This window comes from Micromonospora parastrephiae (assembly GCF_016802865.1).
GTDB classification, from domain to species: domain Bacteria; phylum Actinomycetota; class Actinomycetes; order Mycobacteriales; family Micromonosporaceae; genus Micromonospora; species Micromonospora parastrephiae.
Genome location: NZ_JAEVHM010000001.1, coordinates 1 through 26031, shown reverse-complemented (window position 1 = coordinate 26031; position 26031 = coordinate 1). Strand labels below are relative to the sequence as shown.

General features: G+C 69.3%; 30 protein-coding genes and 3 pseudogenes. 20 read left to right on the top strand and 13 right to left on the bottom strand.

What is annotated here, in order from left to right; translation table 11 throughout:
• The first annotated feature begins 233 nt into the window (after window positions 1-233).
• The 6 genes from JNW91_RS00155 to JNW91_RS00130 all read left to right on the top strand — a co-directional run bounded on the left by JNW91_RS00155 (window position 234) and on the right by JNW91_RS00130 (window position 5200).
• Window positions 234-1199, top strand: a complete 966-nt coding sequence (locus tag JNW91_RS00155) for a PstS family phosphate ABC transporter substrate-binding protein (RefSeq protein ID WP_309244153.1) — start codon at window positions 234-236, stop codon at window positions 1197-1199.
• A gap of 8 nt (window positions 1200-1207) precedes the next feature.
• Window positions 1208-2152: a phosphate ABC transporter permease subunit PstC gene (gene pstC / locus JNW91_RS00150; protein ID WP_309244152.1), complete on the top strand. Its 945-nt coding sequence runs from the start codon at window positions 1208-1210 to the stop codon at window positions 2150-2152.
• A complete protein-coding gene (gene pstA, locus JNW91_RS00145) occupies window positions 2149-3069 on the top strand; it encodes a phosphate ABC transporter permease PstA (protein WP_203172903.1) in 921 nt (306 codons plus the stop codon). The genes pstC and pstA overlap by 4 nt, the downstream gene beginning before the upstream one ends.
• Before the next feature lie 152 nt (window positions 3070-3221).
• Window positions 3222-3989 (top strand): phosphate ABC transporter ATP-binding protein PstB, encoded by a 768-nt coding sequence (gene pstB, locus JNW91_RS00140; protein ID WP_407664225.1) that lies wholly within the window; start codon window positions 3222-3224, stop codon window positions 3987-3989.
• Between the two features lie 69 nt (window positions 3990-4058).
• Window positions 4059-4754 (top strand): response regulator transcription factor, encoded by a 696-nt coding sequence (locus tag JNW91_RS00135; RefSeq protein WP_203172902.1) that lies wholly within the window; start codon window positions 4059-4061, stop codon window positions 4752-4754.
• 77 nt (window positions 4755-4831) lie between these two features.
• Window positions 4832-5200 carry an ArsR/SmtB family transcription factor gene (locus JNW91_RS00130; protein ID WP_203172901.1) on the top strand — a complete coding sequence of 123 codons (369 nt, stop codon included), beginning with the start codon at window positions 4832-4834 and terminating at the stop codon, window positions 5198-5200.
• Between the two features lie 58 nt (window positions 5201-5258).
• On the opposite strand, the gene JNW91_RS00125 is transcribed toward JNW91_RS00130, so the two are convergent.
• The 7 genes and pseudogenes from JNW91_RS00125 to JNW91_RS00100 all read right to left on the bottom strand — a co-directional run bounded on the left by JNW91_RS00125 (window position 5259) and on the right by JNW91_RS00100 (window position 10762).
• Window positions 5259-6395: a hypothetical protein gene (locus JNW91_RS00125; RefSeq protein ID WP_203172900.1), complete on the bottom strand. Its 1137-nt coding sequence runs from the start codon at window positions 6393-6395 to the stop codon at window positions 5259-5261.
• Window positions 6396-6460: 65 nt separating this feature from the next.
• Entirely contained in the window at window positions 6461-6940 is a 480-nt protein-coding gene (locus JNW91_RS31540; RefSeq protein WP_309244163.1) for an NAD(P)/FAD-dependent oxidoreductase, read from the bottom strand.
• A gap of 21 nt (window positions 6941-6961) precedes the next feature.
• A pseudogene (locus JNW91_RS31535) lies at window positions 6962-7824 on the bottom strand (NAD(P)/FAD-dependent oxidoreductase); the annotation flags it as partial.
• A 56-nt stretch (window positions 7825-7880) separates the two neighbouring features.
• Window positions 7881-8812, bottom strand: a pseudogene (gene trxB / locus JNW91_RS00115) (thioredoxin-disulfide reductase).
• A 69-nt stretch (window positions 8813-8881) separates the two neighbouring features.
• On the bottom strand, window positions 8882-9289 hold the full coding sequence (locus JNW91_RS00110; protein ID WP_203172898.1) for an arsenate reductase ArsC: 408 nt from the start codon (window positions 9287-9289) through the stop codon (window positions 8882-8884).
• 237 nt (window positions 9290-9526) lie between these two features.
• Window positions 9527-10228, bottom strand: coding sequence for an arsenate reductase/protein-tyrosine-phosphatase family protein (locus JNW91_RS00105; RefSeq protein ID WP_203172897.1), 702 nt, complete (start codon window positions 10226-10228; stop codon window positions 9527-9529).
• Between the two features lie 204 nt (window positions 10229-10432).
• Window positions 10433-10762 (bottom strand): ArsR/SmtB family transcription factor, encoded by a 330-nt coding sequence (locus JNW91_RS00100; protein WP_203172896.1) that lies wholly within the window; start codon window positions 10760-10762, stop codon window positions 10433-10435.
• A gap of 62 nt (window positions 10763-10824) precedes the next feature.
• Between JNW91_RS00100 and JNW91_RS00095 the strand changes: the two genes are divergently transcribed.
• Window positions 10825-11610 (top strand): flavin-containing monooxygenase, encoded by a 786-nt coding sequence (locus JNW91_RS00095; RefSeq protein WP_203172895.1) that lies wholly within the window; start codon window positions 10825-10827, stop codon window positions 11608-11610.
• 28 nt (window positions 11611-11638) lie between these two features.
• The gene (locus JNW91_RS00090; RefSeq protein WP_203172894.1) at window positions 11639-12850 is read left to right on the top strand and encodes a cation:proton antiporter domain-containing protein; all 1212 of its coding nucleotides are present in this window, start codon (window positions 11639-11641) and stop codon (window positions 12848-12850) included.
• 22 nt (window positions 12851-12872) lie between these two features.
• Here the strand turns inward: JNW91_RS00090 and JNW91_RS00085 are convergent, their stop codons facing one another.
• Complete coding sequence (locus tag JNW91_RS00085) at window positions 12873-13799, bottom strand: mechanosensitive ion channel domain-containing protein (RefSeq protein ID WP_203172893.1); 927 nt, start codon at window positions 13797-13799, stop codon at window positions 12873-12875.
• A gap of 175 nt (window positions 13800-13974) precedes the next feature.
• Window positions 13975-14403 carry a hypothetical protein gene (locus JNW91_RS00080; protein WP_203172892.1) on the bottom strand — a complete coding sequence of 143 codons (429 nt, stop codon included), beginning with the start codon at window positions 14401-14403 and terminating at the stop codon, window positions 13975-13977.
• A gap of 647 nt (window positions 14404-15050) precedes the next feature.
• Here JNW91_RS00080 and JNW91_RS00075 point away from each other — a divergent pair.
• The 3 genes from JNW91_RS00075 to JNW91_RS00065 all read left to right on the top strand — a co-directional run bounded on the left by JNW91_RS00075 (window position 15051) and on the right by JNW91_RS00065 (window position 17461).
• Window positions 15051-15422, top strand: coding sequence for a DUF1330 domain-containing protein (locus JNW91_RS00075; protein ID WP_203172891.1), 372 nt, complete (start codon window positions 15051-15053; stop codon window positions 15420-15422).
• A 140-nt stretch (window positions 15423-15562) separates the two neighbouring features.
• Window positions 15563-16078 carry a DUF421 domain-containing protein gene (locus JNW91_RS00070; protein WP_203172890.1) on the top strand — a complete coding sequence of 172 codons (516 nt, stop codon included), beginning with the start codon at window positions 15563-15565 and terminating at the stop codon, window positions 16076-16078.
• Between the two features lie 135 nt (window positions 16079-16213).
• The gene (locus tag JNW91_RS00065) at window positions 16214-17461 is read left to right on the top strand and encodes a cation:proton antiporter (RefSeq protein ID WP_203172889.1); all 1248 of its coding nucleotides are present in this window, start codon (window positions 16214-16216) and stop codon (window positions 17459-17461) included.
• On the opposite strand, the gene JNW91_RS00060 is transcribed toward JNW91_RS00065, so the two are convergent.
• The 3 genes from JNW91_RS00060 to JNW91_RS00050 form a co-directional block, all read right to left on the bottom strand.
• A complete protein-coding gene (locus tag JNW91_RS00060) occupies window positions 17393-18193 on the bottom strand; it encodes an ATP-binding protein (protein ID WP_203172888.1) in 801 nt (266 codons plus the stop codon). The two genes, JNW91_RS00065 and JNW91_RS00060, sit on opposite strands and share 69 nt — an antisense overlap.
• 138 nt (window positions 18194-18331) lie before the next feature.
• Window positions 18332-18565: an STAS domain-containing protein gene (locus tag JNW91_RS32950; RefSeq protein ID WP_203172887.1), complete on the bottom strand. Its 234-nt coding sequence runs from the start codon at window positions 18563-18565 to the stop codon at window positions 18332-18334.
• 70 nt (window positions 18566-18635) lie between these two features.
• Window positions 18636-19184, bottom strand: coding sequence for a MarR family winged helix-turn-helix transcriptional regulator (locus JNW91_RS00050; RefSeq protein WP_203172886.1), 549 nt, complete (start codon window positions 19182-19184; stop codon window positions 18636-18638).
• 48 nt (window positions 19185-19232) lie between these two features.
• On the opposite strand from JNW91_RS00050, the gene JNW91_RS00045 reads away from it, so the two are divergent.
• The 4 genes from JNW91_RS00045 (at window position 19233) to JNW91_RS00030 (ending at window position 23189) form a co-directional block, all read left to right on the top strand.
• Window positions 19233-20024 carry a potassium channel family protein gene (locus tag JNW91_RS00045; protein ID WP_203172885.1) on the top strand — a complete coding sequence of 264 codons (792 nt, stop codon included), beginning with the start codon at window positions 19233-19235 and terminating at the stop codon, window positions 20022-20024.
• 257 nt (window positions 20025-20281) lie between these two features.
• A complete protein-coding gene (locus JNW91_RS00040; protein WP_203172884.1) occupies window positions 20282-21130 on the top strand; it encodes a PP2C family protein-serine/threonine phosphatase in 849 nt (282 codons plus the stop codon).
• Between the two features lie 126 nt (window positions 21131-21256).
• On the top strand, window positions 21257-21595 hold the full coding sequence (locus tag JNW91_RS00035) for an STAS domain-containing protein (protein ID WP_203172883.1): 339 nt from the start codon (window positions 21257-21259) through the stop codon (window positions 21593-21595).
• Window positions 21596-21722: 127 nt separating this feature from the next.
• A complete protein-coding gene (locus JNW91_RS00030) occupies window positions 21723-23189 on the top strand; it encodes a metallophosphoesterase family protein (RefSeq protein WP_203173019.1) in 1467 nt (488 codons plus the stop codon).
• 69 nt (window positions 23190-23258) lie between these two features.
• Here the strand turns inward: JNW91_RS00030 and JNW91_RS00025 are convergent, their stop codons facing one another.
• A complete protein-coding gene (locus tag JNW91_RS00025; RefSeq protein ID WP_203172882.1) occupies window positions 23259-23471 on the bottom strand; it encodes a hypothetical protein in 213 nt (70 codons plus the stop codon).
• 396 nt (window positions 23472-23867) lie between these two features.
• Here JNW91_RS00025 and JNW91_RS00020 point away from each other — a divergent pair, with 396 nt between their 5' ends.
• From JNW91_RS00020 to JNW91_RS00005, 5 genes and pseudogenes are all read left to right on the top strand, one after another.
• Window positions 23868-24089, top strand: a complete 222-nt coding sequence (locus JNW91_RS00020; protein ID WP_203172881.1) for a hypothetical protein — start codon at window positions 23868-23870, stop codon at window positions 24087-24089.
• A gap of 20 nt (window positions 24090-24109) precedes the next feature.
• Window positions 24110-24544: a ChaB family protein gene (locus JNW91_RS00015; RefSeq protein WP_238423958.1), complete on the top strand. Its 435-nt coding sequence runs from the start codon at window positions 24110-24112 to the stop codon at window positions 24542-24544.
• 29 nt (window positions 24545-24573) lie between these two features.
• The gene (locus JNW91_RS32945) at window positions 24574-24699 is read left to right on the top strand and encodes a hypothetical protein (RefSeq protein WP_255544883.1); all 126 of its coding nucleotides are present in this window, start codon (window positions 24574-24576) and stop codon (window positions 24697-24699) included.
• Between the two features lie 279 nt (window positions 24700-24978).
• On the top strand, window positions 24979-25302 hold the full coding sequence (locus JNW91_RS00010) for an NADH-quinone oxidoreductase subunit A (protein ID WP_203147608.1): 324 nt from the start codon (window positions 24979-24981) through the stop codon (window positions 25300-25302).
• A pseudogene (locus tag JNW91_RS00005) lies at window positions 25293-26031 on the top strand (hypothetical protein); the annotation flags it as partial. The gene JNW91_RS00010 and the pseudogene JNW91_RS00005, both read left to right, overlap by 10 nt.

Here is a 26031-nt window from a genome sequence, read left to right as displayed (position 1 = left end):
CTACGCCATCCGCCTTGGCTGGAGTGAACGAAGAGTGAACGACAAGGGAATCGATGCATAGCCCGAGAGCCGCTGGCAAGGGGAAATAAACACTCGCTTATGTTCAGCTTCCGTTCACCTAGCCGACGATGTGCGATCACATAAGCAATCTTTTATGAGCTCGTCGGTGGAAGGCAGCCGACCCCGAACGAGCACCGGCGATACCTCGCCGGCCTGTCTGAAGAGGACGAATTGTGATCAAGACGGTGCGTGGGCTGGGCCTGGCGTCAGTCGCGCTGGTCCTGACGGTCGGTCTGGCTGCTTGCGGCAGCGACAACAACGACGGTGGCACCGGGACCGGTGTCGCGGCTGAGCTGTCCGGCGACGTGAAGGTCGACGGGTCGAGCACGGTCGGTCCGCTGAGCAAGGCGGCTGCTGAGCTGTTCGCTGACGAGCAGGCCAAGGTGAACGTCACGGTGGGCATCTCCGGCACCGGGGGTGGGTTCAAGAAGTTCTGCAACGGCGAGACCGACATCTCCGACGCCTCCCGCCCGATTAAGGACACCGAGAAGGCGGAGTGCGAGAAGAACGGCGTCAAGTTCGTCGAGCTGATCGTGGCCAACGACGCGCTGTCGGTGGTGGTCAGCAAGGACAACTCCTTTGCTGACTGCCTGACGGTGCCGCAGCTCAAGGCGATCTGGGAGCCGGGCTCGAAGGTCAACAACTGGAACCAGGTCGACCCGAAGTTCCCGAACGAGCCGCTGAAGCTGTTTGGCGCGGGTACCGACTCCGGCACCTTCGACTACTGGACCGCCGCGATCAACGGCAAGGAGAAGGCGCACCGCACCGACTACACCCCGACCGAGGACGACAACGTCACGGTGCAGGGGGTGAGCGGCTCCAAGGGTGGCCTCGGCTACTTCGGGTTCACCTACTACGAGGAGAACGCCGACAAGCTGAAGCTCGTCAAGGTCGACGGTGGCGGCGGCTGCGTCGAGCCGAGCGTGGCCACCGCGCAGGACGGCAGCTACAAGCCGCTGTCCCGGCCGCTGTTCATCTACGTCTCCGACAAGGGCATCGCCAAGGAGCAGGTCAAGGGCTTCGTCGACTTCTACATCGCGAGCATCGATGAGGTCGTCAAGGAAGCCAAGTACGTGCCGCTGACCGCTGCCCAGAAGGAGACCCTGAAGTCCGAGTTCGCGACCCTGACGAAGGGCTGAGCGGGCTCGTGGCGGTCATCACCCCCGGAGCCCCCGTCCCCGCCGCCTCTGTGCGGCGGGGACGCCGCCGGCCTGGCGAACGCATCATCGAGGGTTTCCTCGTCCTCGCCGCGGTGGTGTCCATCGCGACGACCATCGGCATCGTCGTCTCGCTGCTGTTTCCCACGGTGGAGTTCTTCGGTGAGGTCAGCATCGTCGAGTTCATTACCAGCAGTCAGTGGACCCCGCTGTTCTCGATCAAGCAGTACGGGGTGCTGCCTTTGCTGGTCGGCACGCTGTGGGTGACGCTGATCGCGACGGTCATCGCGGTGCCGCTGGGCATCGGTGCGGCGATCTACCTGTCCGAGTACGCCCGACCCGGCACCCGCCGGCTCCTCAAGCCGATCCTCGAGGTTCTCGCCGGAATCCCGACCGTGGTGTACGGGTTCTTCGCCCTGACCTTCCTCAACCCCATCCTGATCGACCTGTGGCCCAGCGGCGACAAGCCTGAGTTCCAGAATCTCCTGGTCGCCGGCATCGCCATGGGCATCATGATCGTGCCTACCGTGGCCAGCCTGGCCGAGGACGCGATGAGCGCCGTGCCGCACAGCCTGCGCGAAGGCGCCTATGCCTTGGCATCCACGAAGATGCAGGTCGCCACCCGCGTCGTGGTGCCCGGGGCGTTGTCGGGGATCGTCGCCGCGATCGTGCTCGGGGTGTCACGGGCACTCGGGGAGACGATGATCGTCACCATCGCCGCCGGGTTGAAAACAGCAGGCATCCCGTGGTCGCCCATCGACGGCGCCGCGACCATGACCAGCTACATCGCCGGCGCCGCCCAGGGTGACCTGCCGGTGGACTCCCTCGACTACCTGACCATCTTCGCGGTGGGCACCACCTTGTTCCTGTTCACCTTTGCCCTCAACGCCCTGTCCATCCGGCTGGTCCGCAAGTTCCGGGAGGTGTACGAGTGAGTACGACGTCCACACCGCCGGCCCCCCACGCGGCGAACCCGCGCCACCGGCCGTCGCTGAGCCAGCGGCGATCGCGCCCCGGCGAGGTGCTGTTCAAGCTCGCGCTGCAGTTCTGCCTGCTGGTCGCCTTCGCGTTCCTGGTCGCGTTGATCGCCTTCGCGGTCATCAAGGGCTGGAACCGGCTCGACCCACGCCTGTGGCAGGAGATGCCCACCGGCGCCGCCTCCCGGGTCGCCCGCGCCGGCGTCCAATCGGCGATCACCGGCACGCTGTGGGTCATCGGCCTGACCGCCGCGATCTGCCTACCGATCGGCATCGCCTCGGCGATCTACCTGGAGGAGTACGCCGACAACACCCGCTGGTACAACCGGCTGCTGGAACTCAACATCCAGAACCTCGCCGGCGTCCCGTCGATCGTGTTCGGCATCCTCGGCCTCGGACTGATCGCCCGGGTCATCGGCCTTGGGTTCACCGTCATCACCGCCGCGATCGTGCTGTCCCTGCTCGTCCTGCCCGTCGTCATCATCGCCAGCCGAGAAGCGCTACGCGCAGTACCGCGCTCGATCCGGCAAGCCTCCTACGCCCTCGGCGCGACCAGGTGGCAGACCACCTGGCGGCAGGTCCTGCCCGCCGCCGTCCCCGGCATGTCCACCGGCGCGATCCTCGCCCTGTCACGAGCCCTGGGAGAGGCGGCCCCGCTGATCCTGCTCGGCGCGGTCACCTTCATCCGGTTCAACCCCGACAGCCTGCTGTCGTCGTACACCACCCTGCCAATCCAGATCTACAACCTGATCAAGGAGCCGCAGGCCGAGTTCCAAGAACTCGCCGCCGCGGCGATCGTGTTGCTGCTGGTCATCCTCCTGGTGCTGAACTCCGCCGCGATCCTCATCCGCAACAAGTTCCAGAAGCGCTGGTAACAGGCCACCCCACTGTGAGCGATCCGAACCGAAAGGCCCCCGACGTGACCGACACCGTGAACAGCACCCGCCCCGCACCACCACCCCCGGTGGCGCTGGTTAACCCCGCCAACCGGAACGAAGGAGCACCCCGCGGCGGCGACGAGCAGGTCCTGCGCCTGGAGGACGTCAGCATCTTCTACGGTGACTACCAGGCCGTCCGAGGCGTCGACATGACCATCGGCCGGCACCAGATCACCGCCCTGATCGGCCCCTCCGGGTGCGGCAAGTCCACCGTGCTGCGCTCGCTCAACCGGATGAACGACCTCATCCCCGGCGCCCGCGTCGCCGGCCGGGTCACCTTCCACGGCGAGGACCTCTACGCCCGCGACGTCGACCCCATCGAGGTTCGCCGCCGTATCGGCATGGTGTTTCAAAAACCCAACCCGTTTCCCAAGTCGATCTACGACAACATCGCCTACGGTCCCCGCGTCACGGGCATGAAGGTGTCCAACATGGACGAGCTGGTGGAGAAAGCTCTGCGTCGTGCCGCCCTGTGGGACGAGGTCAAGGACAAGCTGAAGCAGTCCGCGCTCGCCCTGTCCGGTGGGCAGCAGCAACGGCTGTGCATCGCCCGCACCATCGCGGTAAGCCCCGAGGTCATCCTGATGGACGAGCCGTGCTCGGCTCTCGACCCGATCGCCACCAGCAAGATCGAAGACCTGATGTTCGAGCTGAGCCGCGACTACACCATCGTCATCGTGACCCACAACATGCAGCAGGCCGCCCGGGTCTCGCACCGCACCGCGTTCTTCACCGCCGAGGTTGATGAGCAGGGCGAGCGACACGGCCGGCTCATCGAGTACGACACCACCAACAAGATCTTCACCAACCCGGCCCAGAAACGCACCGAGGAATACATCACCGGCCGATTCGGCTGACCCGCCCGATCCCGTCAGCGAAGGCCAACAATGCAGCCCGATTCCATCGAGACGCCGCGGTGCCAACCCATGACACCGCAGACCACCAGGACCCGATTCCTGCTCCTGGTCCTCGACCCCGACACCAGCACGGCCAACGCCCTCGCCGAGCAGTTGCAGGAGCGGCAGATCGACGTCGTCGTCACCGGTGACCCGGCCGACGCCCTGCTGCAGGCGGGCGCGCTGCTGCCCGACGCTGTCCTCACCGCCACCGACGTCCCGCCCATGCGCGGCTCGGCCATCGCGCGTGCCCTGCACACCCGCGCCTGCATTCCCACCCTCGTCGGGGTGGGGGAGCACGACGGCATGGAGGGCAGCCTCGCCCTCGCCGCAGGCGCCACCGCCTGCGTCGCCCGACCGTATCGAGTCACGGAGATTCTGCCGATGCTGCGCGCGATCTCCCCGGACACCGCGGCGGACTTCCAGGTCGCCGTCGAGACCGGGGCGCTGCGGCTAGACCCGGCCGCGCACGAGGTGCGACTGGGCGGCAGACGGATCGAACTGCCGATGCGGGAGTTCGAACTGCTGCACCTGCTCATGCTGCACGCCCGACGGGTCGTCACCCGACACCAGATCAACCGGCTGCTCTGGAGCGGCGAAGGCGACACGTCCAACACCCTGAACGTGCACATTCGGCGCCTGCGACACCGGCTCGGCGATAACCTCCGGAAACCCTCGATCATCGTTTCCGTGCGCGGAATGGGATACCGCCTCGATCCGCCGTAGCGGCCTCGTGATCGGCGTCACTTGCTGTTCACCTACCGGTCATTCGGCCCCTGAGCAGGACTTCCTAGACTCGGATCATGTCTTCCGCCGTCACCGCTCCGGCCGTCGCGCCAGCGTGCGCGCCCGCCCCGGTGGGGCCGCCGCTGCCGCGCGTCGATGCCGAACAGTTCGCCCGGCTGTTCAAAGCTCTCTCCGACCCCACCCGGCTGCAGATCCTGTCGATCATCGAGGTCGCGCCGAGCGGTGAGGCATGCGTGTGTGACCTGACCGAGCCGTTCGACATGACCCAGCCAGCGATCAGCCACCACCTGAAGATCCTCGTCGAGGCAGGCGTGCTGAACCGCAACAAGCGCGGCAGCTGGGCCTGGTACTCCCTCAACCCCGGCCAACTGGAACCCGTCAAGCACCTCCTGCCGAAGCGGCGACTCCTGCCGATTGTTTCCTGACTAGTGCTGTGCCGAGGCAAGGAGACACACGCCGCGGGATGTCGGATCACCCCTGCCATCAAATTCTTTCAGCGGAACCGTCTGTGTCGGCGCTGAGGAATCGGGCCAACTGAAGCAGGGCGTACTCCTCGGCGCCAGCGCCTTCGAAGATCAGCGTCTGTGAGGTGAACGGACTCAACCGCGCCGTCGTGGTGAGAACCCGACCATCGTCGAGCAGTTGGTGCTCCGTGACACCGCGAAGAACGCCGGTACGCAATGGAGTCTGCGCCCACGGGTTGTGCAGCACATGCAGCCCTTCGCCGAACGTCTCCCGATGCTCGGACTGCTCGGGACGGACCAGGTGACCGAAGAGGTGCGGTTTCGTGGCGTTGGGATCAGGGTCTGCGATCGTGCCTACGCGGATCATGGCGACATCGGACGGACCGTACCCCCGCTCGGTGCCCATGCGGTTGAACATCGACACGGTGCTGCTGTTGCTGAACAGCACGGCAGCCAGGTTGGCCGCCTCGGGCAGGGCGAACAAACCACTGGGAATGCTCTTGCCCGCATACACGTGCTGGCCGATCGGTTCGGCTGTCAGCTGCAATCCACCATCGGCGTCGTAGCTGACAACGTCACGGGAGCCGTAGAGGTACTGCGACAGGAGGCCGACGGAGTGGAACAGGGCGCTGAGGTTGTGGAACGACTGGAGGGCAATGACGAACGGAACCGCACTGACCTGCGGTAGTTCCCAGTAGGCCCGGCCGGCGGCGTCGCGTTTGAGCAGTTTGCGACGCAGCGCCTTGCCGCTCTGAAAGATGAACTCCCGCTCGTCCGCCGGCAGGTCGTCGGGAATCGACGGCCATCCGCTGGCCGGCAGAGTGACGTCCTCGGAGCCCTGCGGTGGGTTTGACGTACACGCCTCGATCGCGACCGGCGATGCTCCGGTGACGAGGAAATCAACTGTCGGACTGCTGCGGTCGAGGTCGTATTCCTGCTCCAGCAGGTACGCGAACAGGGCCAACTCGAACACCCGCGGGGAAAATCCTGTCGTCTGAAACTCCCGGACGAAGCTACCGTCGACATCGCGGAAGTCGGTGAACAGCTCGTCCATCAGCCGCCGCGCCGCCGTGAAGCTGCGGCTCGCCCGCACATCCCGGAAGCGCCGGCTCGTGCGCTCGATGGGTAGCACCGGATCGAAGAGGCTAGGGCTCACCACCCCATCGTCGCCTCTTGGCGGTCCACGGCCAACCGATTCCTGGGCGCGGAAGAGCCCTGCGGCTACCGACGTTCCATGACCTCCCGCTGCCAATTCGTTGTGGCAACCTGCACTGCGTCCCACGGGCTGCCCAACGGTGGCGTGTACGACAGGTCGAGCTCGGCGATGTCGGCGACGCTGGCGCCGTAGGAGATGGCGGTGGCGTAGGTGTCGATGCGCTTGGCGATCTCGGCGCCACGGGAGCCGAGCAGTTGCGCACCGAGGAGCTTGCCAGTGCGGCGGTCCCCTGTGACGCGGATCCGGATGGGTGTCGAGCCTGGGTAGTACGCCTTGTGATCGTCGGCAATGGTGGCCGCGGTGACCGGGTCGTATCCGGCCTTGCGGGCGTTCTCGTCGCGCAGCCCGGTGCCGGCGGCGACGAGGTCGAAGACCTTGACGGCTTGGGTGCCCAGCGATCCGGCGAACAAGGCTTCCCCGCCGAGCGCGTTCGTGCCCGCGACCCGGCCTTGCTTGTGGGCGGTGCTGCCCAGCGGCAGGTACACGTGCCGGTCGAGGAGCCGGTGGTAGGTGTGCACACAGTCACCGGCGGCGAAGACGTCGGGCAGGTTGGTGCGCATCTGTCGGTCGACCGCGATTGCACCGTGCACGCCGAGGGTGGCGCCCGCGGCCGCGGCGAGGTGTCGGGACGGACTCCGGTGACGACGAGTACGACGTCGGCCTCGTAGGTGGTGGCATCGGTGTCGACGCGCAGCCGGTCGCCGTCGGAGCTGACGGCGCGAACCTTGGTGCCGCACTGCACCGTGACGCCCTGGCCTCGCAGGTGCTCAGATAGGGGTTCGGCCAGCTCCGGGTCAATGGTGGGCATGACCTGGTTGACCTGCTCGATGAGGGTGACCTGCAGGCCGCGGGTGGTGAGCGCTTCGGCCATTTCCAGGCCGATGTAGCCGGCGCCGACGATGACCGCCGAGCGCGCCCGGCGCTGCTGCACCGATTGCAGCAGGGCGAAGGTGTCACCCATGGTGTGCAGCGTGTGGACGCCGTCGGCCGACCCGAGCTGGTCAAGGCCCTCGATCGGTGGCCGCACCGCAGCGGCCCCGGTGCCGATGACGAGCCGGTCGTAGCCGAACGCCGTGGTGGTGCCGTCCGGGGTGGTCGCGGTGACCGTGTGCGTGCCCGCGTCGATGCCGGTGGCACGGTGGTTGAGCCGCACCTGTAGGCCGGCCTTTTCCAGGTCGCTGCTGCTGCGGTGGGCGAGGCTGCGCCAGTCAGGGACATCGCCGGAAACGTGGTACGGGATACCGCAGATGCTGAAGTTCGGGTAGGCGTCGGCGACAAGGAGGGTCACCTCCGCGCCGGGGTCGAGTTCGCGGGCGCGCAGGCCGGCGCTGATGCCGGCGTCGCTGCCACCGATGACGAGCAGACGCATCACGTTTCTCCCTCCGAGGGTTGGATGGCCGCCGGCCCGGACGAACCGGGGACGGCTCAGGACAGGGCGGCGAGGTACCGCTCGGCGTCAAGGGCCGCGGCGCAACCAGTGCCGGCAGCGGTGATGGCCTGCCGGTAGGTGTGGTCGACGAGGTCACCGGCAGCGAAGACGCCCGGCACGTTGGTGCGGGCGCTGGGAGAGTCGACGGTGACGTAGCCGTCGTCGTCGAGCCTCACCTGCTCGCGGAAGAGTTCGCTGCGCGGGTCGTGGCCGATGGCGACGAACACGCCGGCGACATCCAAGATGCGCGTCTGACCGGTGTGGACGTCGCGCAGGCGGGCCCCGACGACGGCGCCGTCCTGCCCGAGGATCTCCTCGACGACGCTGTTCCACGCCACTCGGATCTTGTCGTTACTCAGCGCGCGTTCGGCCATGATCCGGCTGGCGCGGAAGGCATCGCGGCGGTGGACGATGGTGACGCTGCGGGCAAAGCGGGTGAGGAACGTGGCCTCTTCCATCGCGGTGTCGCCGCCGCCGACCACGGCGATGTCCTGGTCCCGGAAGAAGAATCCGTCGCAGGTGGCGCAGGCGGACACGCCCTGGCCGAGAAGTTCCTGCTCGCCGGGGACACCGAGGGGGCGCCAGGCGGAACCGGTGGCGAGGATGACCGCCTTCGCCTGGTAGGCCTTCTCGCCGACCCACACGGTCTTGGTAGGGCCGGTGAGGTCGACGCGGGTGACGTCGTCGGTGATGAACTGGGCACCGAAGCGGTCGGCCTGCTTGCGGATGTTGTCCATCAGGTCGGGGCCGTTGATCCCGTCGGGGAAGCCGGGAAAGTTCTCGACCTCGGTGGTGGTCATCAGCGCCCCCCGCCGGACTGGCTGCCCTCGATGAGCAGCGGTGCGAGGTTGGCGCGGGCGGCGTAGAGGGCGGCGGTGTATCCGGCGGGTCCGGAACCGATGATGATCAGCCGGTGCGAGTCGGACACGAGAGTGCTCCTGCTCAGGGGACAGCCGCCCGCCGACGGCGGGGTCTGCGGGCGGGGGTGGTGACAACGTCAGGCGGCGGTGCGCAGCTCGCCGAGGAGCTTCTCCACCCGGGTACGGATCTCGTCGCGGATGGGGCGGACGGATTCGACGCCCTTACCGGCGGGGTCTTCGAGCTTCCAGTCCTCGTAGCGCTTGCCGGGGAAGACGGGGCAGGCGTCACCGCAGCCCATGGTCACGATGACGTCCGACGACTCGGCCGTGGCGTACTCGAGGAGTTTCGGCGTCTGGTCGGTGATGTCGATGCCAACCTCGCGCATGGCCTCGACGGCAGCGGGGTTGACGGTCTCTGCGGGGGCGGAGCCGGCGGAGCGGACCTCGACGGTGTCGCCGGCGAGGTGGCGCAGCCAGCCGGCGGCCATCTGGGAGCGGCCGGCGTTGTGCACGCAGACGAACAGGACGCTGGGCTTGTCGGACATCAGGAGCCTTCCTTGCAGTACGGATTGCGGGGTCGATTGACCGGCGCCGGGACAGGATTCGCCGGCAGGGTGCGGGCGGGGTCGCTGTTGCGGTCGAGCAGGTGGTAACGGCCGGCCGGGCGCGATGGATTCACCAGGCTCCGATACGTCTGGTCCGCCCCACCCTGCCGCGGCCTCGTGCTCATGCGCTGTGGTTGGGCGCCAGATTGCGCTCGGTTATCGCGCAGCGGACTGGTGTCAGTCATGGCGGCCTGGCGACCTCATGGTGGAGGTGACGATGGGGGCCACGCGGTCGATGCGGGTGGCGAGGTCGGCGAACGCGGCCTCGAACGCGGCGTCGGTGTCGACGCGGACCGGGTCGGGCACCGACCAGTGCAGCCGGGGCCGGACCGGGCCGGTGAGTTCCTCGTGGGCGTTGTCGCAGACGGCGATGAGTAGGTCGTCGTCGCGCACGATGTCCGTGACCTGTGCGGTGCCGGTCGCGTCCAGATGCAGCCCGTTGCGGCGGGCCACGGCGACGGCGCGCGGGTGAACCCGCTCTGCCGGCTGCGTTCCGGCCGATGCCGCGCAGGTGTGGGTGCGGTCCGACCAGAGGGCGGCGGCGAGTTGCGAGCGGGCGGAGTTGCGGGTGCAGACGAAGACCACCCGACTTACGCCGGCCATCGGCGCTGGCGTCAACGCGGCCAGGGCCTCGGGTCGCAGCTGCAGGTAGGTGCGACGGCGGTCTCCCTCGGATCGGCTGCGGACGACGAGGCCGGCTTCGCTGAGGACCTTGACGTGGTGGGCGACCAGATTCGTCGGCATGTGAAGGTCGTGGGCGATCTCGCCGGGGGAGGCGTCGCCCAGGGTGAGCGCGTCGACGATCGCCAGGCGCGCCGGGTCGCCGAGCGCGGCGTGGGTCCGGGCGCGCGCCTGCAAAGGAGCAAGCTCAATAGTCATTGACTCAACTATTACTGAGCAACTGCTGTGCTGTCAAGCGGCGGCGAGGCAGGGGTCGGTGGAGCGTGCTGGGTGTGCCGACAGGCCGGAAGCGGCACAGTTTGATGCTCGGGACCCTCGGGTGGCTGTTCTTGAAGGCGACTCGGGTCGAAGTCGATCAGCTGGGGGTCAGGGTTGCGTCGCGGCACCGCCGGGGAGCTGCGGTCAGCAGCAGGTCATCAGGTACGACTGCAGCTCGGTCAGCGCCGCGACGGCGCCGTCGCGGTCGGCGCGGTAGTACACCGTCTTCCCCTCGCGCCGCGAGGTCACGATCCGACCCCGACGCAGCAGAGTTAGCTGCTGCGACGCCGTCGCTTGGCTGATGCCCGTGCGCTCGGCGACTTCCCCGACGGACATCTCGGCGCCTTGGGGGAACAGCATCATGATCCGCTGTCGCGTTGGGCTGCCCAGCGCCTTGAGGAACTCCTGCGTGTCCGGCCCGAGCCCGGTTGGTGCGGTGCCGGGCGCGACCGCTGCGGGCTCTGGCTCATCCATGGCCCCACCTTCTCGCATCGCCATCATATTGTCATTCAACAAAACGACGATATGTTGTTGGAGTGACCACCTCTAAAGAACCCGTCGTCATCGTCGGTGCCGGCCAGTCCGGTCTTGCCGCCGCCCACGCCGCCCTCTCCGCTGGCCTGCGCCCCGTCGTCCTGGAAGCAGGCACCGCGCCGGTGGGGTCCTGGCCCGACTACTACGACAGCCTCACCCTGTTCTCCCCGGCCCGATACAGCTCGCTGCCGGGAATGACGTTCGACGGGGGAGACCCCGACCGCTACCCGATTCGCGACGAGGTCGTCGCCTATCTCCGCCGCTATGCCGGGAGCATCGACGCTAAGATCCGCACCGGCACCCGAGTCGCCACCGTGCTCCCGCGCCCGGGCGGTGGCTATCTCGTCTACACCGACAGCGGCGACGAGATTGCTGCGGCGGGCATCGTCGCCGCGAGCGGATCCTTCGGCAATCCGTACCTGCCGGTACTGCCCGGCAAGGATGCCTACGCCGGCGAGGTGCGGCACGTCGCGCACTACCGGCGGCCCGAGCCGTACGCCGGCAAGCGGGTCCTCGTCGTGGGCGCCGGGAACTCCGCCCTCCAGGTCGCCTACGAGCTCGCGCCACACGCGAAGGTCACCCTCGCCACCCGGGCGCCGATCCAGTTCCTGCCGCAGCGCATCCGAGGCCGGGACCTGCACCACTGGCTCCGCGTCACCGGTGCGGACCTTCTGCCCCGAGCAGTGCTCACCCGACTCGTCCGCCACGCCGCCGTGCTCGACACCGGCATTTACCGCGACGCGATCACCGCCGGCCTGCTACGAGTGGGCTGGTACGTGAGGGTGTGAAGTGGGGATGAGCGGGTAGCGGCGTCGGATGAATCCGCTGCACCTCAGTTACGCCCTGGTCGGGGTCCTGGGGGTGCTGCTGGCCTTCTGGGGCAGCGCCATTCGCCGGGCCCCGGTCAGTGAGCCGCTGCTCGCGCTGGTGGTGGGCGTACTGACCGGTCCGGTTCTCGGGCTGATCGATCTGCCTCAGCACGAGGCGTCGGTGGTGACGTTGGAGGTGAGCCGGATCCTGTTGGCCATCTCGCTGATGGCGGTGGCGCTGCGTTTCCCGCTGTCGGCGTACCGGTCGGTGATCCGTCCGGTCGGCGTGCTGCTCACCGTCGCGATGGTGGGTATGGCGGTGGTCAGCGCCGGCCTGGCCTGGCTTGTCCTCGGCCTGCCCCTTGCCCTGGCGGCGCTGCTGGGTGCCTGTATGACGCCGACGGACCCGGTTCTGGCGTCCAGCGTCGTGTCGGGTGGTCCCGCCGAGCGGCAGCTACCGGCGCGTCTGCGTCAGGTGATCAGCGGTGAGTCGGGTGCCAACGACGGGCTTGCCTTCGTCTTCGTCGTGCTCGCCCTGAGCGCCGCGACGTCGGGATCCGTTGGTGGTCACCTTCGGGAGGCGGTGTGGGGGGTGCTGGGGGCCGTGGTGATCGGCGCGGCGATCGGTTACGCCGCGGGGCGTGCCGTCATGGCGTCCCAGGCTCGGGAGGATGTTGATCCGGGTTCGTTGCTGATCTTCACGGTGGTGCTCGGTGTCGCGGCACTGGGAGTGGCCAGGCTGGCGCGTACCGATGCGATCCTCGCGGTGTTCGTCGCCGGCCTGGCGTACAACGCGGTCATCGGTGGCCGGTCGCGGGCGTCGGAGCAGAAGCTCGACGACGCGCTGACCCGCTTTCTGGTGTTGCCGCTGTTTTTCCTGCTCGGGGTCGAGGTGCCGTGGCGTGCGTGGCGCGAGTTGGGCTGGCCGTTGGTGGCGTTCGTGGTCGCGGTGCTGGTGCTGCGTCGACTGCCGGTGGTGCTTGCGCTGAAGCCGGCACTGGGGCTGCCCTGGCGCGGTGTGGTGTTCCTGGGGTGGTTCGGGCCGGTCGGCGTGTCGGCGCTGTTCTATCTGACCTACAGCCAGGACGAGGGGGTACGGGATCCTCGGCTGTGGGTTGCTGGGAGTCTGGTGGTGGCGGCGAGCACTGTGGTGTACGGGGTGACGGCCATGCCCGGTCGTCGCTGGTACGCACGGCGGTCGTCGGTCTCCGCTCGCTGAAATCGACGGAGCGTCGCCACCGCTACCCGTGGTCGGCCGAGGTGGCGGCTGGTTTCATCGGGTGGGGTGTATGGATGGTGACGTCCTGGGTCTCCGATGCCACCCGGATGCCGCTTTCGGCGAAGCGATCCAGCACCCGCCGGGTGACCTGGTCCTTGACCTGACGGGCGCCGCGCACCGGCACCACGAACCGTGCCGACAGCTCGATCCAGTTCGAGGTGGCGCGGACGAACACGCGGGGATCGACTTCCGCCTCGGCGGTGGGGTAGCGGTGGCGCATCGCGTCGATGGCGCGGCGCGCCTCGGCCGTCGAGGAGACGTTCTGGGCTTCCTCGCACAGGATGCTCTCCGCGAGGTGCCAGTCGGCCTCGTAGGGGATGGGCAGGGTCAACTCCTCCCACAGGTGGTCCAGGACCATGCTGCTGTTGTAGACCGGTGTGCAGAACACGAAGCGGTTCGACAGCGAGACCACCCGGCCGGTGTACTGGCGGCCACGGATCCAGGATTCCGGGTCGGTGGAAGAGCCACTTTCCAGGAGGCGGGTGCGCAGGGGGGTGATTTCGAGAACGTCACCGCGCACGTCGCACATCTGGATCCGGTCACCGACGCGGTACTGCCGGCCGGTGATGATGCTGATCCATCCGGCGAAGGCGCCGATGACCTCCTGCAGGGCCAGCGCGAGACCGACGCCGAGTAGTCCGACGACCAGGCCGATCCGGCCGGCGAACGGCTTCCACAGCAGTGCCAGCGCGAACAGCAACACCACGACGGTCAGGTAGTGCGTCGCCTTGCGCAGGTAGTAGCGGTTGGTGGTGTCCTTTACCCGCAGGGTGGACAGGCGCCCGGCCAGGGCGGCGATGACGAAGGCCAGCACGATCAGGACGATGCTGGTCACGAGGCGACCGCTCACGCTGCTCGTGTCCCAGAGTGCCTCCAGGAACCGCTCCATGTTGCTTGCCCATCGTCCTCGGCGGCGACCGGTCGGTGCGTTACTGTCGCGTCTGCTTCACCTTAGGCAGCCGTTGTCAGCGGATTGTTGGAAACGGCCGGTGCGGGCTGGGTCGGTCGGACGCGCCCGGCTCGGCGATGCGGCGGCGCACCTCTCCGCGGTGCGTGGGGGATCGTCACCAGACGGTCAGCTCCCGGGCGACGAGGGCGCGCCCGCCCTCGAAGGCCCGGTACGGTCCCGGTGGCCCGAGGTGGTAGCGGCCGGTGAGGTCGCGGTGGGAGAACCGGATCACGGTGCCCTCGACGGTCACCAACTGCGGCGCGGCGGGCACCGTCAGGCCCGTCGACAGCACGAGAAGGGCCCCGTCGGTCAGGTCCACGTCGCGGACGACGAACGCGCCGTCGGTGATGACCCGCTCGACGCTTGCGGTCACGGTCAGCTGGTCGCCCACCTCCGCCCGCGCGACCGTGCCCAGTGCGGTGGTGGGCGTCGGCACGGGACTGGGCCGCGGCGCTGCGGGCTCGCCGGTGCAGCCTCCGGCGAGCAGGACCACCGCCGAGAGGGTTGCCGCTGCTGGGTGCACCCGGCCATGCCTTCTGCTCATTAGTGGTTCCTCCGCTTCGTCGTACCGCTTCTGCAACAAAGTTCCCTGGGATGTGGCGGCACGACCCCGAAACCGTGACGGTTTGGTGACGATCGAGCTGAACGGGGCATGGCCGCAGCGAGCCAGAGCCGACGCCACAAGACGACCGGGAGGGTCCGTGGCAGTGCGACGGGGGTCAACGGGGCGGCGACCGGTGCCGGACCGAAAGTACCGGCCGGCTTGTTCGTTGAACCGCACGAAGCCGCAGAGCCTGGGCCGATCCCCGTCCGCCGCAGGATTACGGGACCGGTGCGACGACCGGCAGGCGACCGACCGCCAGGACGGAGTCACCTACGGTTCCGGACGACAGGGACTCGCACACACCGGCGCCGCACCCGACCGACGGCCCTCCGGCCAGCCCGTCGCCGACGCCGGAGCCCGAGGTGACCACCACGCCCCAGCCGAGTACCGACCCGTTGCCGAGTACCGGCCCGGCGTCGCCGTCACCGGACGACGGGCCTACCATCAGCCCCCGACCTGGTGGTACACCCGGCACGCCGAGCGCCGCCGGCACGCCCGCATCCACCCCTTCGGCCACGCCTCGAAGGGGTAGTGACCCACCCTCGCCTTCACACTAGGCTTTCCCACAGCCGAGCCGAGGAGGCGTGATGGCGGTCGACCCCACCGGCGGTGACCTCCGGGACTTCCTGACGGAAGATCCGGAGGCACCCGTGGTCATGCTCAACCTGCTGCGGTTCGCCGACGGAGGCCGCGACTCCTACTCGAGCTACGCCACGGAACTGCGGGAGACGTTCCTGCCCCGCTACGGCGCTGAGGTGATCTATGCCGGTGCGGGCGGTCGGGCGCTTGTTGCCAAGGACGGGCAGGCCTGGGACGTCGTCCTGCTGGTCCGGTACCCCAGCCGGAAGGCGTTCTGCGCGATGGTCGCCGATCCGGCATATCAGCAGGTCACCCGGCTGCGCACGGTGGCGCTGCAGGAGGCGGTACTGCAGCCCACGGTGCCCTGGTCGCCATCCTGATTGGCGCGCCCCAGACGTGAGCGCCAGTCAAGAGCACTCGTAGGACTCACCCGCCGCGAAGCGGACATCCACCGTTCCGACGTCCCCAAACACGCCGTCGGCCTTCGGATACGAGCCAGCCTCGGGGGTACGTCAACCCGATGCTGCTGAAGACCCCCAGTGACCTGCTCCGGCTGCTCGTCGTCGCCGCGATCGTCTACCCGGCACTGGTACTCATCCTGCGACTGTCCGGGAAGCGCACGTTGTCCAAGCTCAACGCGTTCGACTTTGTGGTCACGGTGGCACTCGGATCTACTCTCGCGACGATCCTGCTCTCGCGGGACGTATCAGTCGTCGAGGGGATCCTCGCGCTGGCCCTGCTGGTGACGTTGCAATATCTGGCCGCGCTGCTGGTCGTACGCTGGCCGCCGTCGCAGCGCCTGCTCAAGGCGCGTCCGATGATGCTGTTGCGCGACGGGCAGTTGCGGCACGCCGCGCTGCGGCGGGCCCGGGTCGCGGGGAGTGAGATCCGGCAGGCGGCCCGCAGTCATGGTGCCGGGGACCTGAGCGAGTTGGCTGCGGTCGTGCTGGAGTCGGACGGGAGCCTCAGCGTCATCCGGCGCGACCGGCTTGGTGACGCCAGCAGCCTCGACGACGTGCTCGACGGTGCGGGTTAGGTGCGCCCATAGCGGCCGACACCTTCCGATGGCAAGCGGGGCCGTCCACCGCTGACGCTATGATCATTCGGATCCAGTGGGGCGCCGCGAGGTCTGGCCGGCATCGTGATGACGCACGTCTGTGGAGCGTGACCGATGCTGTTGTTGTCGTTCGCCGTTGTCCTTCTGATGGCGGTGCTGCTCTCGGCGCTGGCCCACCGCACCATCCTGTCCACCGCGGCGCTGTTCCTGGTTGCCGGGTTCATACTCGGCGAGGACACCACCGGGCTGCTGCACCTGCACTCCGATTCCCCCATCGTGGCGCAACTCGCGGAGCTAGCCCTGTTCGCGGTGCTGTTCACCGACGGCATGCGGGTCGGGTGGGCGGACCTGCGTTCGGCGTGGCGGCTGCCCGGCCGGGCGCTGGGTTGGGGCCTGCCACTCACCCTGCTGATCACGGCGCTCCTGGCCCACTTCGTGGCTGGCCTGGGCTGGCCGGAGGCGCTGCTGATCGGCGCTATCCTCGCGCCCACCGACCCGGTGTTCGCGGCGGCGCTGGTGGGCAATGACAAGGTCCCGGCCCGGCTGCGGCATCTGCTCAACGTGGAGTCCGGCGTCAACGACGGGCTGGCCCTCCCGTTCGTGGTGCTGCTGCTCGCTCTGGCCGCAGGCTCGGACGACCTGCACCTGGGCAAGATTGCCAGCGAACTCGCGGTAGGGCTGCTCATCGGTGTGCTGGTGCCGCTGCTGGCGATCGCCTTGGAGCGGACCCGTTGGCTTGCGGCGTCCGCGGCGTACGCGCCGCTGAACGGGGTGGCGATCGGGCTGCTCGTGTTGGCGTTGGGCAAGATCACGCACGGCAACCTGTTCCTGGCGGCGTTCGCCGCCGGAATCACCGTGGCCACGTTCGGGCCGAGAGAACGGGCGGCGTTCGAGCATTTCGGGGAGAACATCGCCGAGCTGTTGAAACTCGCCGCGCTGTTGGTCTTCGGCGCGCTGATCTCGGTGCGGTTCCTGGGCGAGATCTCGTGGGCCGGCTGGGCCTTCGCGGTGCTGGCCATCTTCGTGGCCCGCCCGGTCGCGTTGTGGATCTCGTTCCTGCGCTCCGGGCTCGGCGTCAGGGAACAGGCCGCCGCGATGTGGTTCGGGCCGAAGGGCTTCGCCTCCGTCGTCTACGGGCTGCTGGTCCTGGAGTCCGGCATCGCCGCCGGCGACGAGGTGTTCCACCTCGTCGCCCTGACAATCGTGATCTCCATCCTGTTGCACTCGTCGACCGACGTGGTGGTAGCGCGAGCGTTCGACGAGTCGAGGGAAGCACCCGCCTGGTTCGGCGTGCTACACCGGGTCCGCCGGCCGCTGCGGCCCCGGCGGCGGGATCGGGACAGCTCGTCCGCTGACGGGTGACCCGTTGGGGCCGTCGATCACGGCCCGGACGGTCTTGCCGTCGCCGAAGGGGAAGAAGCCCCAGTTCGTGGTCAGGGCGGCGATGATCGGCAGGCCACGACCACCTTCGGTGACCTGACGAGGGAGGGTCGGGGTGGTGGAGTCGGGTGTTTCGCCCTCGCGGTCCCGGACGCTGATCCTCAGCGAGCCCGCCACGTTGGCGACGGTGATATCCATGTCGGTTCCGGCGTGTTGGACGACGTTGCTGACGAGCTCCGAGGCGATGACCATCGCTCGGTCGGCCACCGCGTGCATGCCCCAGGCGTGACACTGTCGGGCGACGAGCCTGCGGGCAGCGGCGGGCGACTGCGCGTCGGCGGGCAGTCGCAGGTGCGCGCGGTGAGGTGGGATCGGTGCGCGTGTGGCGGGGTGTTCGAGCGGAGCCCTGCCGAGGGTCGCGTGCCGACCGAGTATGGCGCGGAGCAGTCGTCCCGGGGGAGTCAGCGGATTGGCCGACACCTTCAGCTCCGGCCCGTCGGAGCGGTCGGTGGCCCAGCGGGCGAGGAACGTGCCGATCGGGGCGACGTCCGACGTCGTTATCGTGTCGAGGTCGACCGCGAGGGTCAGTGGGGCGTCCAGGGCACCCGCGAGCAGCAGGGCGGCAAGGTGTGGTTCCGCTTCTAGGGTGAGGCCGCCGGTGAGGGTGATCCGGGTGCTACCACTCTCGAAGTCGCGCAGGATGGTCCATCTCATTCGTGGCACGCGAATGTCATCTGCCGGTCGGCGAGCCGTAAATCGTGCCGGTCGGCCGGTTCGCGGGACGCCCGAGCGTGGCCGCCACCCCGGTGACCCGGAGCACCTCGGCGACAATTCCGTTGGCGTTGCGCAGGATCAGGACCGTCCCTGCCGGGCGGCGAACCGGTGGACGTCGACAAACTCCTTGACCGCACTGGAGTCGATCAGAGTGGTGTCCTGAAGGTCGACGATCAGCCACTGCGTCGAGGTCGCCGCGAGCGTGCGCTCGACGGCTTCGCGCAGGTGGCCGGAAACGGCCATGTCCAGTTCTCCGGAGAGGTGCAGGGTCCTCGGCGCGAGCCCCGCACCGGAGGACCGGATGCTGAACACGGGCTTCTGCCACCTCCTGTGAGCCGACGCCTTAAGGTACGCCAAGATACCTGCATGACTGCAGGTATCGTCAGGGGGTAACGGTACCTGCTTGATGGATCCCGTCGTCAGGTCCCGACGCTGACCGCTCCCAGTGCCGCCACCACAGCTCCTCCGTCGGCTCTCCGGCGGCGATCACCAGGGAATTGATCAGCTCGGCGGGCGTCCGCCGGCGCCCGGAGTTGGCGACGTTCAGCAGACGCCGGATTTCGGCGCTCCGGCGTCGCATGACATCGCCCACGAGCCTTTTGCCGCCCTCGGTGAGGCTCAACCAGGCGACCCGCCGGTCATCGGGCTGCTGACGGCGGGCCACCAACTCCCGGCGTACCAGGCGATTGCACGTTCTCGTCGCCGTCGACGGGTGCACCCCCAACAACGACGCGAGATCCACGGTGCGCAGCGGAGCGCGTGACGCGAGAATGACAAGAGTCCGGTACTGCGGCAGGGTGACTTCGGCGTCCACCGACCCCAGGGTTCGGGCGGTGATCCCTACCAAGGTCCGGGCCAGCGCGGACAGGCCGTCAACCAGCTGATCGTCAGCTGCGGTCGACGCAGTGCCGCCTTCCCCGTACAGTTTCACCCTGAAATGATTGCACGGGTGCACGCATAATCGTCGGGTGGGCCGTTCATGCAGGTGAGGACTGAAGCGCTGCCCGCCGACCGGGCCGCGCGGTGGGAGCGGCTGACAGCACTCCCGTTGACCGTCCTGTCGGTCCTGTTTCTCGTGGTCTACGCGGCACCGATCCTGCGGCCCGATCTGGCGGAATCCTGGCTCCGGGTGTGCGAGGCGACGACTGTCCTCATCTGGCTGACGTTCTGGGTCGACTTCGTGGTGCGGCTGAGCCTGACCAGAGCCCGGCAGCGGTTCCTGCGCGATCACCTCTTCGACCTCGCAGTCCTGGTGCTCCCCGTCCTGCGCCCGCTGCGCGCCCTGCGGCTGATCACCGTGGTGCTGAGCCTGAGCAGACGCGCGGAGTCGTGGGCACGTGGCCGGCTCGCCGTGTACGTGGGCGCCACCACCATGCTGCTGGTGCTGGTATCCGCGCTCGCGGTGCTGGACGCCGAGCGGTCTGCGGCGGGCAGCAACATCGCGTCGTTCGACGACGCCCTGTGGTGGGCGACGGTGACCATCACGACCGTCGGCTACGGTGATCACTTCCCGGTCACCGGGACGGGCCGGTTCGTCGCCTTGGGGCTCATGATCGGGGGCATCGGCCTCATCGGTTTCGTCACCGGCTCGCTGGCGACCTGGATCGTGGATCGGGTCTCCCAGAAGGGCGGCACCGCGCCGGCGACCGCCGACGACATCGCGGCCCTGCGCGCGGAGATCGAGGCGCTACGCCGACAGCTCGACCCAGAGGCATCGTCGGCGGGCGACGATCCGGATCGGCGGAGCCATGCGGCCCAACCCTCCGGTTGAGCGCGGCGAGGGCAGGGAGCCGGCCGCCCGTTCCTCCGTCGCTGAAGCGGAGCCGGGCAGGTGGACCCGCTGGCTCGGGGTGCGGCTGGCCATCGGATTCATCGCGGTTGTCCTGCTGATCGACGTCGCGGCGGGCACCCATGCCGTACTCATTGGCTTTCTGGCCCTCGCCCCGCTGTTCGCCGCCGCCGTCGAGAGCCCGCGCCGCACCGCCGTGGTGTCGGCGACCGCGACGGCGGCGGCGGTGGGGGGCGGGGGTGCCCACCGGCATGCTCGGCGGTCTCGATCACCTGCTGCGGGTGGCGGTGGTCATCACGGTCAGTCTGATGGCGGTGTACGTGGCGCGGGCTCGGACGGGACGGGAGGAGCGTCTGCGCCGGATGGCCGAGATCGTCCGGATCACCCAGGCGGCGATCCTGCGTGAGCCGCCGCAGTACGCGGCCGGGGTGGAGCTGGCGGCCCGGTACGTCTCGGCCTACGAGGAGGCTGGCGTGGGTGGCGACCTGTACGAGGTGGTGGCCGACCAGGACCGGCTGCGGATCATCGTCGGTGACGTCTGCGGCAAAGGGCTTGCCGCGGTGCGGCTGGCGTCGGCGGTGGCGGGGGCGTTCCGGCAGTCGGCGATCGTTCGGCCCGACCTGACGCAGGTGGCCCGCGACCTGGATGATCTCGTCGCTCGGGAGCCGACTCCCGCCCGGGGCGCGACGTTCGTCACCGCCGTCCTGGTCGAGCTGCGCGGGGGCGAGATCCGGACCGTCAACTGCGGTCATCCCGCGCCGATCCTGCGGCACCGCTCCGGAGAACTGGAGGAGTTGACGGTGCCTGCGCCGGATCGGCCATTGGGTCTGGGTGGGCCTCGGGCACCGGGGAAGGTGGGCCGTTGGGATGTCGGTGACCGGCTGCTGGTCCTCACCGACGGCCTGCTCGAGGCACGCGACAGCGAACGGCGCTTCTTTCCGATGCCTGCGCTCAGGGCGTGTCTGGCCGAGCCGTCGGTGGACAGCTGTCTCGACGCGGTCTGGGACGCCGTGCACCGGCACGTGGGCGGCGAACCACACGACGACATCGCACTTCTGCTGGCCGAGCGCCGGCCCGTGGTCCAGTGAGCGACGGAAACGCCTCGCGCTTGGCGATCTTGGACACGGATCCCGCAGAAGATTGGCTGGCCTGCGAAAATAGGTCATTGCATCCATGCATGTTTCACCTGGCACTGCCACGGTTAGGAGTCGTGCGTGGAGTTGACAGTCGACACGATGCAGATGGGGGCCGCCACCCGCATCCGGTTGGGCGGGGAGATGGACCTCGCAACGAGCGGACTCGTGCACGACGCGGTCGTTGCGGCGTTGGCGTCCGAGGCGGTGCGAGACGTCATCCTCGATGTCGCTGACCTCACCTTCATCGACTCCACCGGCATGGGAACGCTCGTGGCGTGCCAACGCGCCGTCGCCGTGCGCGGCGGCACCCTGCGGTTGGAGAACCTCGCCCTTGTCGTCCGGCGGCAGCTCTTCGCCGCCGGACTGCTCGGCCTGCTGGGCGCAGGGGCCGAAGACCGGGCCGCCCCCTCGAACTGACCCCGCCGTCCCTCGGTTACCCCACAGATCGGATCCTCTCGTGACTTCGCCCCCGGACGCGGCGCCTCCGCGTCGCACCGCCCTGGCCGAACGCCTCAGACACGCGGCCGTTCGGCCCCGCCAGATCATGCGCTCGCCGTGGGCGGGCCGTGTCCTGGCGGCGGTCGCCCTGGTCGCCGTCACCGCCACGGGCATCACGATCGGCACCCTCCTCGGCGGCCGAGGCGCCAGTGACGTCGGGCCATTCCGGGTCGCGTTCCAGCTGACCCCATCCACGGACGGCGGCACGGAGATCGCCATACCCCCGTTGGGATCGCTCTTTCTCGACAGCCACGACGGTCCCGCGCGGCTGACCGTCCGCCTCGACTCACTCGACCAGCGACGCACCGAGGCTCTGCTCGACGACCCCGCCGGCCTCGCTCACGCCGGCACCACGGCACCCGAGGACCTCCGCGACGCCCTGGTCCGCCTCGGGCTGCGCACGCTCGGCGTGTCGGTCCTCGCGTCCATGCTGCTCGCCGGGTTGACGTTCCGGTCCGTGCGTCGCGTCGCCTGGTCGGGTGGCCTCGCGCTGCTGGTCACCGGCGGCACCCTCGGCACGGCCGCCCTGACGGTACGACCGCAGGCGCTTGCCGAACCCCGGTACGAGGGCCTGCTGGTCAACGCCCCGGCGCTGATCGGTGACGCGCAACGGATCGCCGATGACTACAGCCGCTATGCCGAGCAACTCCAACGCCTCGTCGGCAACGTCGGCGAGCTGTACACCACCGTGTCGACCCTGCCCATCTACCAGGCAGCACCCGACACCACCCGGATCCTGCACGTCTCGGACCTGCACCTGAACCCCGCCGCCTGGCCGATGATCAATACCGTGGTCGAGCAGTACGACATCGACCTCGTCATCGACACCGGAGACATCACCGATTGGGGCAGCGAACCCGAGACGTCGTACGTTTCCATGATCGGCCAGCTCAAGGCTCCGTACGTCTACATCCGCGGTAACCACGATTCACCCCGAACCGCAGCGGCGGTGGCCAGCCAGCCGAACGCGGTCGTCCTCAACGACTCCGTCACGACGGTCGCCGGAGTGACGGTCGCCGGCATCGGCGACCCCCGGTTCACGCCCGACAAGCAGGAAGCCGAGGCAGGGCCCTGGGAGGAACCAGCGACGACGGTCGAGGGTACGGGAAAGCAACTCGCCACGACGATCCGCTCGCTGGACCAATCGGTGGACATCGCACTGGTGCACGACCCCGCGTCAGCGACCGCGCTCAACGGTGCCACGCCGCTCGTCCTGGCCGGCCACACGCACCAGCGGAAGGTGACGACGATGCCGCCGACCGGCACGGTCACCACCCGGCTGGCAGTGCAGGGCTCCACCGGCGGGGCGGGGCTGCGCGGACTCGAAGGTGACGAACCGATGCCCCTGGTCATGTCGGTGCTCTACCTCGGCGCGGATCACCGGCTCCAGGCGTACGACGACATCCAGGTCGGCGGCACCGGCACCGCACAGGTGAGCCTCAGCCGCAAGGTGGTCGACGACAAACCACCAGTGAACCCGGCTGCGCCGCCCGCGACCCCCGCCGACAATTAGCCTTCTGGAAAGCCTTCCACCCGGACACAACGCCCGGGGTCCGGTCGCCGCTTCCCCGTCACAGGCGGCTCAAGGCTGCCGGTGCAGGATCCTTCGAATGATGTCGGTCAGTCGCCGGAACCCGAACCCGATGCCCTGGCCGAGGGTTCGTTCCACGCCGAGGCCCACCGCGACGCACGCTCGTGCGTCCGGCACGGGATGCCCCGGAACGGACGCGGTGATGACCCGGATGGTCAGGGCCAGCCGGTCGAAGCGGCCCGGTCCGACGCCCAGCGAGATCACGACCTAACCGAGGGCCACGGACACGATCAGCCCTGTCCCGGCCCAGTGCACCGCTGACCGCAGCGACCAGTGCGGGTAGGGCGCTGCCGTCGCTCCCGCCCGCGGACCGAAACCTGCGGCATCGGGGTGTGCCGCCCGCCCGTCCGGGTACGCCGCGAGCACTCGGCGGCGCAGTGGAGGTGTGATGAGCGGGGGGGACTGTGGGAGGGGACGGGCGGCAGAGCCCGACAGAGCGGCTGGCCGAGGACGTGGCGACGTGGTTCGCGAGGAGGTCCGGGCGCTGCGCGCGCAGGTGGGCGAGGCGGCTCGGCCGGCCGGCGTGGGCATCGCGCTGCTGGCCGCTGCCGGCGGCTGCCTGGTGCTCGGCGCCGAGCGGCGTCGGCAACGGTGCTGCGCATGCTGGAGACGGCTGCTCCCGCGCCGGCTGGCGCCGCCGGTCTCACCGCCGGTTACCTGGGCGCAGCCGTGCTGCTGGGGCGAGTGGGACTGGCGCAGCTGCGCGCGGCCGGCGGCCCCTCGGCCCGGCTCGCGGACGACGTGCGGGACATCGTCACCGAGACCGCGGGCCGGGTGTTGCCCGCCGGCGCCGACGCCGCCCGCGGCGAACTGGGCAGGTGACAAAGAATCGGGAGGACGACATGGCGGACAAGCACGACCAGGCCGAGGAGATGCGCGACGACGTCCCGTCGACCATCGCGCGCTCGGACGACAAGGCAGTTCGCACGTACAAGAAGACCCTGGAGTCGGCCGAGGAGAGCTACGGCGACGGCGAGCGGGCGCACCGGGCCGCCTACGCGTCGTTGAAGCACACCCACGAGAAGGTCGGCGACCACTGGGAGCCCAAGGAGCACAAAGGCCCCTCGGACCCGCAGGCGGCTCAGGGCACCCCGGCCTCGCGGGACCGCGACCGACCGACCGCCCAGGGGGTGGACGCCAACGCCAGCAAGGGCCACCTGGACGACGTGGCCCGCAAGGTCGGCATCGGCGACCCGGAAAACATGAACAAGGGTGAGCTCGTCGAGGCAATTGAGAAGGCCAACGCTCGGGCCACCGCCCACGCCCGTCGCAGGTGAGGCGTCGGCACGCCAGCCGTGCATGGCCGGTGGCCCGGCGGGTAGCGGGCGACTGGCTCAACGCGGGCTGGCGATTGCCGCTCTTCGCCGTCGCGGTCCTGCTGCGGCGGCTGCCGGTGGTGCTGGCGCTCCGGGAGCCCCTGGGGTTGCCCTGACGGGAACTGGTCTTCCTCGGCTGGTTCGGCCCGATCGGCGTGTCCGCGCTGTTCTATCTGACCTTCAGTGCCGGCGAGCGAGCGCGGGACCGCTGCTCTGGACCGCCGGCAGCCTCGTCGTCGCGCACAACGGGCCGCGGCGGCGCTGCCGGGCCAGCGGCGTTCCACCGGCTGACCGGTATCCGGCGGAAGCCCGACGGCCGTCCCGCGGGCTGGCAGGGTCAAGGCGCCGATTCGGGAAGGAGAAGGCGGTTGGAACGGTACCTGCCGGTGCTCGCCATGCTCGGGCTGGCCGCCGCCCTCGTCGGCACCCTGTACCTGGTGCACCTGCGGACGGCGGTGGCCCCCGTGCTGTCGACCGTCGCCGCGTTCCGGTCCGGGCTGCCGCCCCGCGAGCACGCGGTCTCCCGGTTCCACGTCCGCTGGTACGCGGTCAGCCTGCTCTTCCTCGCCTTCGACGTGGAGATGCTGTTCATGTACCCGTGGGCGGTCGTGGTCGCCGACGTGGGCGCGTCCGCTGTGGCGGAGATGTTCGTCTTCCTCAGTCTGCTGATGGCCGGCGTCCTCTACGCCTGGCGTGAGGGCGCGCTGCGGTGGGCCTGACCGGTGACCTCCTGGCCCGCTGGGCGTCACGCCGGCCGCACCTGCTGCTCGCCGCCGCGCCCGGCGCCACCGCCGCACGCCTGGCCGTGGAGGCCCACGCCGACCGGGCCGGATGGCCGCTCGCGGCGTCCCCGGCGGACGCCGACCTGCTTGTCGTGGCCGGCCAGCCGGGATCCGAGCTGGCGGCGGCGATCGAGCGGGTGTGGGACCAGTTTCCCGGCCCCCGGGCGCGGGTGCGAATCATCAACCCGTCCGGGGTGGCGTCCGGGTTGCACGCGGCCGTCGCCCGGCTGGCCGGGACCGAGCGCAAGCTGCCGGACCCGGGGCCGGACGGCGGCGGGTCGTGGCGGCACGGCCACGGCGGCCACGACGGGATGTCCATGCCGGGCGGGCTGATGATGGCCGAGCGGGCCGAGGACCGCGACGGGCTGAAGCTGGACGTGCTGCACCTGGCGCTTGGTCCGGTGCTGACGGACTGGCCGGCCGGCCTGGTCGTGGAACTGTCTGTGCAGGGAGACGTGGTGCAGTCGGCCAGCGCCCGCGTGCTGCCCCCGGCCGACCCGACGGCCGTGCGACCGTACCCGGACGTGGACCATCCCCGGCTGCGGCGACGCCGACAGGCAGTGGCCCACCTGGACTCCCTGAGCCGGCTCTGGGCGGTCGTGGGCTGGCCGGCAGGCGCGGCCACAGCGCGGCGGCTGCGCGACGCGCTGGTCGACGACGTGCCGC